The following is a 9,041-nucleotide window of genomic DNA, read 5'->3' as shown; positions in this document are numbered from 1 at the left end:
GCCTCGCCGCCGTCGCGCGCCGGGCGATGGGCGGCGCGGTCGGCGGCGCGGTCGGCGGCGCGGTCGGCGTGACCCAGCGCACGCCCGGGAGCGATGCGGTCACGCACCCGCCGCTTGAGGACGACGATGTCGGGGAAGCCGCCGTCCGCGGTGCGTGACCACACGAGCTCGTCGTCGGCATACACCTCGAAGATGCCGCCGGTGCCGGGCTCGAGGGTGGCGCCGCCCCCCATGAGCTCGGCCTGGAACGTCGTCAGCAGCTCCTGGGCGATCCATGCCGCGCGGAGCATCCACGCGCATTGCGTGCAGTAGACGACCCGGACGCGGTGCGTCATGCGACGTCTCCGTCCGGGGCGAGGAACTCCAGCGCCGCGTCACGGAACGCGCGCGACCCGGGGGTGTTGAAGTGATGCCGGCCCGGGATCTCGACGAAGGTGCCGTTCGGCGCGGTCGCCGCCAGCGTCCGGGAGCGCTCGAGGATCGCGTCGTCCGAACCGGTGGCGAAGAGGACCGGCTGGGCCGGGGGACGCGCGGGATCCGGGTCGGCGTCGCCGAACCGCATCCCCTCGGCGAGCGCGATGAGCGCGCGCAGGTCGTTCTGCGGCACGCGCTCGGCGAGTCGCACGTAGTTCTGCGTGACGGCGTCGGCCACCGGTATGCCTTCCTCGGCATACGCCCGGGCCTGATCGATGCGCAGGCGTCCGAGCGGTCGGCCGTCGGGGATGCCACCCAGCACCGCGCGGCTGATGTGCTCCGGCGCGTCGACCGCGAGCTGCCACCCGACCCGGGCGCCGAGGGAGTATCCGACGTACCGCACGGCGTCGACGAGGTAGGTGTCGAGCACCGCGATCAAGTCCCCGACGAACGCGGTCATGGAGTACGCGCGGGGATCGTCGGGCTTGTCGCTGGCCCCATGGCCCCGCTGGTCGACCCCGATGACCCGGTAGCCCGCCGCGGTCAGCATCCGCACCCAGCCGGTCTCGACCCAGTTGTCACGGCAGCTCGATGCGAATCCATGCACGCACAGGACGGCGTCGGCGTCGGGCTCGCCCCAGGCGTAGGTCGCCAGCTGGTACCCCTCGTTCGACATGATGAAACTGGGCTGCGGCATCTCGGTGCGCACGACGGGGGCGACGGCATCCATACCCGCCATTCTGCTCCCACCCGCGCCGGCACCGCCGCAGCCGCACATGTCGCGCAACGACCCCGCACCATCGGGTCAGCCCGCGGAGATTACGCTTCTCGACGCCGAATCGCAACGGGCTGAGCGTTCACGGCTGTTCCGCCTAACGTCGCGGCATGAGCATGGACGACCCCCGCGGTTCACGCCCGACGGAGCCCCTGGCCCCGCGGCGCACCGACACCGACCTCGACCGCAATGGCGTGGCCGACAGCCGTGACGCGTCTCTGCGCGACACCGTCGTGGCTCGCGAGCACGAGCGTTTCGGCGGCATCAAGCTCGGCGCCGCCTTCTTCGGATGGCTCGCGGCCCTGGGCGCGCTGGTTGCCCTCACCGCCGTGGTCGCCGCGATCGGAGCGGCGACCGGCCTGGCCTCGCCTGAGACCGTCGAAGACGCGGTCGATGCCGCCGACCAGAACATGGGCGCGGCGACCATCATCGGAGCGATCGCGATCGCCGTCGTGCTGTTCGTCGCCTACTTCGCCGGCGGCTACGTCGCCGGGCGCATGGCGCGGCTGAGCGGGGCCAAGCAGGGTCTGGCCGTCTGGCTCTGGGCGATCGCCATCGCCATCGTCGTAGCCGTCGTGACGGCCATCGCCGGGGCGCAGTGGGACATCCTGGCGAACATCGACATCTTCCCCCGCATCCCCGTCACCCCCGACGCGGCGACTTGGACCGGCATCCTGACCGCCATCGGCGCCGCCGTGATCACGCTCATCGCGGCGGTCCTCGGCGGAGCGGCCGGAATGCGCTACCACCGCCGCGTCGACCGCGCAGGCTTCGGCGACGAGCGGGTCTGAACCTCTATCCACCACGAGAAAGGAGATCCACCATGGGTCTGGACGATGACATCAAGCACAACATGGAAGACGTCAAGGGCAAGGCGAAGGAGGCGGTCGGAGACGCGACCGACAACGAGCGCCTGCAGGCCGAGGGCGTGGCCGACCAGGCCAGCGCCAAGGTCAAGAAGGCCGGTCAGGACGTGAAGGACGCGTTCACCGACGACCGGTGATCTGCCGGCGACGGTGCCCCGGGTCCCCGGCGGGTCCGGGGCATCGTCGTGTCCGGGGCCGGAGGCCCGCGTCAGAAGACATCCCAGTCCCGCGCACGTTCGACGAGTGCGTCGATGACCCGCGTGGTCGCGGCCGTCGGCGGCGCTCCCGCGCGGATCGCGAGGTGCAGGGTGTTGATCGGCGCCTCGGCGGATCGGTGGACCAGCTCCACGGCGCCGGCGCCGATCGCGGGCTCCGCCAGGTAACGCGGCAGGGCCGAGATCCCAGCGCCCGCGATCACCGCCGCGAGCACCGCCCGGAGGTCGGGCACGGTCATCGCCACCGCGTTGGCGGGACGGTGCCCGAACTGGCTGCGCCAGTAACGCCGCACGATCGACAGATCGGCGTCGTAGGCGACCAGCGGCAGATGCCGGAGGGCCTCGGCGGGATCGGCGGCCAGGCGATGCGGGTCGATCGTGCCGGCGAGCGAGGGCGCACCGACGAGAACGAACTCCTCGTCGACGAGGCCCCGATAGCGGATGCCGCGCATCGGCGTCCGCACCGATGACACCACGACGTCGAGACCGCCGCCCGAGAGCCGCTCGAGCAGGTCGTGCGCGAGGCCGAGGGAGAACTCCAGACGCACGCCGCGGGTGGTGAGCGGCGCCAGCGCGGGAACGACGCGTGCCGCGACCACATCGCTCGCGCCGCCCACTCTCACCGTCTCCACCGCGCCGGTGTCGGGCACCGTCCACACCTCGCGCAGGCGGTCGACCGGTGCGGCCACGCGTGCAGCGAGTGCATCGCCGGCGGGTGTGGGGGTCGCGCCGCGCACCGATCTCGTGAAGAGCGGCGTTCCCAGCTCTGCCTCGAGGCGGGCGATCCGCTCGCTCACCGACGGCTGGCTGAGGCTGAGGCGCGCGGCCGCCGCCGTGATCGAGCCCGCGCGGTGCACCTCGAGGAACGTGTACAGCAGGTCGAGCTCTTGCATGCAACAGTCCTTCCATCAGGAAACCTATGGCTGGATCCGATCATAGGAAATGACGGTGATGGGTACCGGGTTTCCTCCACAGCGGCTCGCACGGGTCGCAGAACGGGAGAAGAACATGGCACACGTACTCATGGCCGTCACCGGCGCCGATGCGATCGCCCTCACGGACGGCACGTCCCACCCGACCGGATTCTGGGCGGAGGAGCTGGTCGAGCTGCACCGGGGACTCGTCGCCGCCGGGCACCGGGTCGACATCGCGACCCCCGGCGGCGTTCGCCCGACGGTAGATCCCGGCAGCCTCTCGGGTGATTCCGCCCAGGCGCTGCGCGACTACCTCGCGTCGATCGACGGACTGCTCGCGCACCCGCGGGCACTCGCCGACGTCCGCGACGGCGAGTACGACGCGATCGCACTGCCGGGCGGTCACGGGCCGATGGTGGACCTCGCGGTCGACGCCGATCTCGGACGCCTGCTCATCGACGCGGTCGACCGGGGTGCGGTGGTGGGCGTGCTGTGCCACGGGCCCGCGGGGCTCCTCAGCGCGGTGCGCGAGGACGGCTCGTTCGCGTTCGCGGGCCGCCGGCTCGTGGTCTTCACCGACGACGAGGAGCGGCAGGGCGGCCTCGGCGACGCCTCGCCCTATCTCGTCGAGACCCGTCTGCGCGAGCTCGGCGCGGTCGTCGAGCCGGGCGAGCCGTGGTCCGTCACGGTCGCGACCGACGGAGCGCTCGTGAGCGGTCAGAACCCGCAGTCGAGCGTCGCGACCGCGCAGCGCCTGGTCGAGGTGCTCGCGGCGCACTGAGGCACCACGGATGCCGCGACCACGGCCACCCCGGAGCCCGCCGCACCGCCGGGGCGCGGAGAGACCCCCGCTCTCCCGCGTGCCGGCTCAGCCGACCGGCTGCTGGAGCTCGGTCACCCAGGTCGACTGCGGCCCGTCCGCCTGCAGGTACACCTCGCGGGACGGGCCCGCGAACGTGCCGCCGTCGGCGATCACCGCTCCCATGAACGCGCCCCAGGCGGCGCCGATGCCGGACATCTCGCCGCGGTAGGTCGTCACCGCCGCCCGCTCCACGGCGGGGAGGTCGACCACCTGCCAGGCGTCGCCGGGAACCGGTTCGTCGCCGGCGACCCACGAGACCCACACCCGCAGGTCGTCGGTGCCCTCCATCGGCTCGTACCAGAACGTGCCCGGCTCGCGATAGTCGACGCCGGCGGCGTCCAGGGCCGCGTGCAGCGACGGCAGGATGCGGTCGATCGCGGCGGGCACGTTCTCACCGCCCGGCGCGACGTCGGTGGCCGCGTAGACCGTGACGGGTTCGAGGCGGCGGTATTCGAGGTCGGTCATCTGCGCTTCTCCTTCGAAGTTCCGGTGTCGCCCATCCGGCGGCCGGTGTCGCGGCATCCGGGGACCGCCGCGGCGCGGGCGCTGCGACGGGTTCCAGGGGAGACCACCTCCGACCATGGCATATCCCCGCCGCGCTGACGACCCCCCTCGACACAGCCCGACCGTCGCAGGGCGCGCACACCAAGAAGAAGACGGATGCCGCGGGCCGCGGCATCCGTCTTCCTGCGGCGTGTGCGCCCCAGCGCCTCAGGGCACGCGGTAGCCCGCCGCGCGGAACAGCTCGTACCACTCGGCGCGCGTGAGGCGGAGGTCGGAGCCCTCGGTGGCCGCGCTCACACGCTCAGGGGTCGTCGTGCCCAGCACGACCTGCATCAGCGCGGGATGGCGCGTGATCCACGCGACCGCGATCGCGATGGCCGGCACGTCGTACGCGGCGGCCAGCCGGTCGATGACGGCGTTCAGCTCGGGGTAGTCCGGCGAACCGAGGAAGACGCCGTTGAAGAACCCCGCCTGGAACGGCGACCACGCCTGGATGGCGATGTCGTGCAGGCGGCAGTAGTCCACGATCCCGCCGCCGTCGAGGGTGAGCGACTGCTCCTCGCCCTGCATGTTCCCCGCGACGCCCTGTGCGATCGACGGGGCGTGGGTGATCGAGAGCTGGATCTGGTTCGCCACGATCGGCTGGCGCACGGACTTCTTCAGCAGGTCGATCTGTCGCGGGGTGTGGTTCGAGACGCCGAACGCGCGCACCTTGCCCGCCGCCTCGAGCTCATCGAAGGCCCGCGCGACCTCGTCGGGCTCGACAAGGGCGTCCGGCCGGTGCAGCAGCAGGATGTCGATGTAGTCGGTGTCGAGGGCGCGCAGCGACCCTTCGACCGCCGAGACGATGTGGTCGTACGAGAAGTCGAAGTACGGCCCCTCGCGGACGATGCCGGCCTTCGTCTGGATCGTGATCTGGGCCCGCTCCGACGCGGTGAGCTGCATGGCCTCGGCGAACCGCCGCTCGCAGCCGTGCACGTCGCGGCCGTAGACGTCGGCGTGGTCGAAGAAGTCGATCCCGGCATCGCGGGCGGTGCCGACGAGGGCGCGCACCGCGTCGTCGTCGAGATCCTGGATGCGCATGAGCCCCAGCACCACGTTGGGTGCGGGACGCTCGACGCCGGTGAGTTCGATGGTCTTCATTGGTCCGCTCTCGGTTCGGGTGTGCCGGGCCTTCCGCGCGCAGTCGGCCCGTCCTGCGCGCTCCACGCTAGGCAGTCGAGACAAAGAAGTCCAACAACTGTATGTTGTGTGATTGAGAATCATCGCGAATGGATGCCGCATCCGCGCGGCGGGGGAGGTCTCATGGAGCACCGTCAGCTCGAGTACCTGGTCACCCTCGCCGACGAGCGCGCGGAAGCCGCAGCCGCATGACCGTCGTGCTGGTGGAGGGCGAGAGCGACCGCATCGCCCTCCAGACGCTCGCCACCCGGCTGGGGATCCGGATGCCGCAGGTGCGCGTCGTCGGCGGCTCCAAGGGCGCTCGGCGCGTGGCCGCCGAGCTCGCCGGCATCCGGCTGCTGGGGCTCGTCGACCAGGGCGAGCGGCACGACTTCGAGCGGGTGCTCGACGACGTCTTCGTCTGCGACCCCGACCTCGAGGCCGAGTTCGTGCGCGCCCTCGGCATCCCAGGAGTCGAGGCAGTGATCGCCGAGCAGGGTGAGCTGGCGTCGTTCCGCAGCCTGCAGCGGCAGCCCTTCCAGCGCGGTCGCCCCGTCGAGGCGCAGCTCGCTCGGTTCTTCGGCGGCCGCAGCGGCAACAAGGCCCGCTACGCGCAGCTCCTGGCCGAGGCCGTTCCGCTGGACCGGATGCCGCCGCCGCTGGCCGCGCTCCTCGCCGCCGTCTGACGGGCTGACCGCCCGTGCGCGTGGGCGGTGAGCTGCGAGGAGCGTTCGGTCGTTGAGCGAGCGAGGAACGAGCGAGACGAAACGCCCCGAACCCGTCGCCGGCGGCATCCGTCTGCCGGGATGAGGGCGTTCTCACGCGCCGCTCGCTGCCCGTTCACCGAGTCGTCGCAGGCTCGTCGCCGGCCGGTCAGCGTGCGGTCCGGCGGTCGCGGTTGCGTCGGGGACATGAGTCGATTCCCCACCCGACGCGTCCTGCCGCGCCTTCTCGCCGCGGCAGCAGCGACGGTCACCGCCGTCGCCCTCCTCCCCGCCACCGCCGCCTCCGCCCAGCCGGTGCCCGCCGCGTCGGCGACATCGTCGTCGCCGTTCGTGCAGGCGCACGTGCCGACGCTCGTCGCCCGGGCCACGCTCTCGGCCGATCACCTCGAACCCGGGCCGGCATCGGGCGCGCTCGCGAGCCCCGCGAACGGCCGCACCGGGCCCTGGGACGGCCAGGTCATCCTGGGATTCTCGGCCGCCATCGACAACGGCGACGGCACGTTCTGGGCACAGCCCGACAACGGGTTCGGCGCCAAGGGCAACTCGGCCGACTTCCTGCTGCGCAACTACCTCGTGCGGCCGGCGTGGCAGACCGCCGACGGCGGCGCCGGCGAGATCCAGGTCCAGCGCTTCATCTCGTACAACGACCGCAACGGCGTGCTCGACTTCCCGATCGTGAACGAGGGCACTACGGAGCGCCTGCTCACCGGCGGCGACTTCGACATCGAGTCGGTGGTCAAGGCCAAGGACGGGTCGTTCTGGGTCGGCGAGGAGTTCGGTCCCTTCCTGCTCCACTTCGACGCCGAGGGCACGCTGCTCGAGAAGCCGTACGCGCTCGACGGCGCGAAGTCGCCGCAGAACCCCTACCTGCAGGCGGGCGAGACCCCGCGGGTGCGGGCGAGCCGCGGCTTCGAGGCGATGGCCGCCTCGGTGAACGGCCGCTACCTCTATCCGGTCGTCGAGGGCTCGTACGCCGACGACGACGACCTGCGTCGTCGCGAGATCCTCGAGTTCGACACGCGTGCGGGGGAGTACACCGGCCGCACCTGGAGCTACCAGACCGACCAGGAGCCGAACGTCATCGGCGACGCGTTCACCGTGCGGGGCGACGTGCTCATCCTCATCGAACGCGACGACTTCGAGGGCGAGCAGTCGGTGACGAAGCGCGTCTACGAGGTGGACCTGCGCCGCACCGACGCCGAGGGCTACCTCGAGAAGAAGCTGGTGCTCGACGCCCTGCGCATCGCCAACCCCCACGGCATCGGTGCGGGCGACGGCTACGGCACCGGCGAGATCTACTCGCTCCCGGTGCAGTCGTTCGAGACCGTCGTGCAGCTGAAGGACGGCAGCTTGCTCATCGGCAACGACAACAACTACCCGGGCAACGACGCGCGCATCCCCGGCACCCCCGACGACACCGAGTTCGCGATCATCGACCTCGACAAGACCAAGATCGAGCCCTCGACCGTGAGCCTGATCGGGCACCGCGGCGCGAGCGGGTCGCGCCCCGAGCACACGCTGGCCGCGTACGAGGCGGCGATCGTGCAGTGCGCCGACTACATCGAGCCGGATGTCGTCTCCACCAAGGACGGCGTGCTGGTGGCGCGCCACGAGAACGAGATCAGCGGGACGACGGATGTCGCGACCCGCGCCGAGTTCGCCGCCCGCAAGACCACGAAGGTCATCGACGGCGTCTCGATCACCGGCTGGTTCACCGAGGACTTCACGTTCGCCGAGCTGCGGACGCTGCGTGCGAAGGAGCGCTTGCCCCAGACGCGTCCGGCCAACACGGCGTTCGACGGCCTGTACGTGATCCCGACGCTCGACGAGGTCATCGACCTCGCCCGCCACTCGGTCAGCTGCGACGGCCGCACCGTGGGCGTGTACCCCGAGACGAAGCATCCGTCGTACTTCGACTCGATCGGCCTGTCGCTGGAGGAGCCGCTCGTCGCGGCGCTGCAGGCGAACGGCCTCGACCGCGCGGACGCGCCCGTCATCGTGCAGAGCTTCGAGACCGCGAACCTGCGCGATCTCGACGGCCTGACCGACGTGACGCTCGCGCAGCTCGTGAGCGGATCGGGTCGGCCGTACGACTTCACGCTCGCGGGCGACACCCGCACCTACAGGGACCTGGTGACGCCCGCCGGGCTGGCTGAGATCGCCACCTATGCCGACGGCGTGGGCCTCGAGAAGTCCGTCATGATCCCCCGCACGGCAGAGGGCCGTCTGGGCACGCCGACGCCGGTCATCGCCGACGCGCACGCCGCGGGCCTCTCGGTGCACGGCTGGACGTTCCGCGCCGAGAACCAGTTCCTCCCGCTGGAGTTCCGCTCCAGCGCCGACCCGAACGCGTACGGCGACCTCGCCGGTGAGCTGACGGCGTTCATCGCCGCCGGCATGGACGGGGTCTTCAGCGACAACCCCGGCATCGCCGCGGTGACCATCGACACGGTGACCCTCGGGAGCTGAGCCCACGAGACGCCGGACGGGGCGGGGGATGCTGCGGCATCCTCCGCCCCGTTTCGATCGTTGAGCGAGCGAGGAACGTGGTCGTTGAGCGAGCTTGCGAGTCGAAACGCAGCGACGAAACGCGCCGGACACGACG

General features: G+C 71.5%; 10 protein-coding genes. 5 read left to right on the top strand and 5 right to left on the bottom strand.

Annotation, left to right across the window (positions count from 1 at the left end; translation table 11 throughout):
- Nucleotides 1–335: SelT/SelW/SelH family protein (locus tag ACI3KX_RS17530; RefSeq protein WP_404910520.1), on the bottom strand; the 335-nt coding region annotated here is incomplete at its 3' end.
- Nucleotides 332–1,144, bottom strand: coding sequence for an alpha/beta fold hydrolase (locus ACI3KX_RS17525; protein WP_363355936.1), 813 nt, complete (start codon nt 1,142–1,144; stop codon nt 332–334). The genes ACI3KX_RS17530 and ACI3KX_RS17525, both read right to left, overlap by 4 nt.
- Before the next feature lie 155 nt (nt 1,145–1,299).
- Between ACI3KX_RS17525 and ACI3KX_RS17520 the strand changes: the two genes are divergently transcribed.
- Both ACI3KX_RS17520 and ACI3KX_RS17515 read left to right on the top strand, forming a co-directional pair.
- Entirely contained in the window at nt 1,300–1,980 is a 681-nt protein-coding gene (locus ACI3KX_RS17520; protein WP_363355939.1) for a hypothetical protein, read from the top strand.
- A 32-nt stretch (nt 1,981–2,012) separates the two neighbouring features.
- Nucleotides 2,013–2,192 carry a CsbD family protein gene (locus ACI3KX_RS17515; RefSeq protein WP_349425669.1) on the top strand — a complete coding sequence of 60 codons (180 nt, stop codon included), beginning with the start codon at nt 2,013–2,015 and terminating at the stop codon, nt 2,190–2,192.
- 71 nt (nt 2,193–2,263) lie between these two features.
- Here ACI3KX_RS17515 and ACI3KX_RS17510 read toward each other — a convergent pair whose 3' ends face one another.
- Entirely contained in the window at nt 2,264–3,163 is a 900-nt protein-coding gene (locus ACI3KX_RS17510) for a LysR family transcriptional regulator (RefSeq protein WP_363355941.1), read from the bottom strand.
- A gap of 115 nt (nt 3,164–3,278) precedes the next feature.
- Here ACI3KX_RS17510 and ACI3KX_RS17505 point away from each other — a divergent pair, with 115 nt between their 5' ends.
- The gene (locus ACI3KX_RS17505) at nt 3,279–3,965 is read left to right on the top strand and encodes a type 1 glutamine amidotransferase domain-containing protein (RefSeq protein WP_404910519.1); all 687 of its coding nucleotides are present in this window, start codon (nt 3,279–3,281) and stop codon (nt 3,963–3,965) included.
- Between the two features lie 87 nt (nt 3,966–4,052).
- On the opposite strand, the gene ACI3KX_RS17500 is transcribed toward ACI3KX_RS17505, so the two are convergent.
- Both ACI3KX_RS17500 and ACI3KX_RS17495 read right to left on the bottom strand, forming a co-directional pair.
- Nucleotides 4,053–4,511, bottom strand: a complete 459-nt coding sequence (locus tag ACI3KX_RS17500; protein WP_404910518.1) for a GyrI-like domain-containing protein — start codon at nt 4,509–4,511, stop codon at nt 4,053–4,055.
- A 246-nt stretch (nt 4,512–4,757) separates the two neighbouring features.
- Nucleotides 4,758–5,693: an aldo/keto reductase family oxidoreductase gene (locus tag ACI3KX_RS17495; protein WP_404910517.1), complete on the bottom strand. Its 936-nt coding sequence runs from the start codon at nt 5,691–5,693 to the stop codon at nt 4,758–4,760.
- Nucleotides 5,694–5,920: 227 nt separating this feature from the next.
- Here ACI3KX_RS17495 and ACI3KX_RS17490 point away from each other — a divergent pair, with 227 nt between their 5' ends.
- Nucleotides 5,921–6,397, top strand: a complete 477-nt coding sequence (locus ACI3KX_RS17490) for an ATP-dependent endonuclease (protein ID WP_404910516.1) — start codon at nt 5,921–5,923, stop codon at nt 6,395–6,397.
- Nucleotides 6,398–6,622: 225 nt separating this feature from the next.
- The gene (locus ACI3KX_RS17485) at nt 6,623–8,905 is read left to right on the top strand and encodes an esterase-like activity of phytase family protein (protein ID WP_404910515.1); all 2,283 of its coding nucleotides are present in this window, start codon (nt 6,623–6,625) and stop codon (nt 8,903–8,905) included.
- Nucleotides 8,906–9,041 lie beyond the last annotated feature (136 nt).

Source organism: Microbacterium sp. ZW CA_36 (genome assembly GCF_044987475.1).
Taxonomy (GTDB): domain Bacteria; phylum Actinomycetota; class Actinomycetes; order Actinomycetales; family Microbacteriaceae; genus Microbacterium.
The sequence above is the reverse complement of the archived record's forward strand: the minus strand, read 5'-3'. Positions and strand labels throughout refer to the sequence as shown.

Bases quoted from the DNA above. Each gene is read 5' to 3' on its own strand.
- ACI3KX_RS17505 (WP_404910519.1), top strand. From the start codon at position 3,279: ATGGCACACGTACTCATGGCCGTCACCGGCGCCGATGCGATCGCCCTC.
- ACI3KX_RS17495 (WP_404910517.1), bottom strand. From the start codon at position 5,693: ATGAAGACCATCGAACTCACCGGCGTCGAGCGTCCCGCACCCAACGTG.
- ACI3KX_RS17510 (WP_363355941.1), bottom strand. From the start codon at position 3,163: ATGCAAGAGCTCGACCTGCTGTACACGTTCCTCGAGGTGCACCGCGCG.
- ACI3KX_RS17490 (WP_404910516.1), top strand. From the start codon at position 5,921: ATGACCGTCGTGCTGGTGGAGGGCGAGAGCGACCGCATCGCCCTCCAG.
- ACI3KX_RS17500 (WP_404910518.1), bottom strand. From the start codon at position 4,511: ATGACCGACCTCGAATACCGCCGCCTCGAACCCGTCACGGTCTACGCG.
- ACI3KX_RS17525 (WP_363355936.1), bottom strand. From the start codon at position 1,144: ATGGATGCCGTCGCCCCCGTCGTGCGCACCGAGATGCCGCAGCCCAGT.
- ACI3KX_RS17485 (WP_404910515.1), top strand. From the start codon at position 6,623: ATGAGTCGATTCCCCACCCGACGCGTCCTGCCGCGCCTTCTCGCCGCG.
- ACI3KX_RS17515 (WP_349425669.1), top strand. From the start codon at position 2,013: ATGGGTCTGGACGATGACATCAAGCACAACATGGAAGACGTCAAGGGC.
- ACI3KX_RS17520 (WP_363355939.1), top strand. From the start codon at position 1,300: ATGAGCATGGACGACCCCCGCGGTTCACGCCCGACGGAGCCCCTGGCC.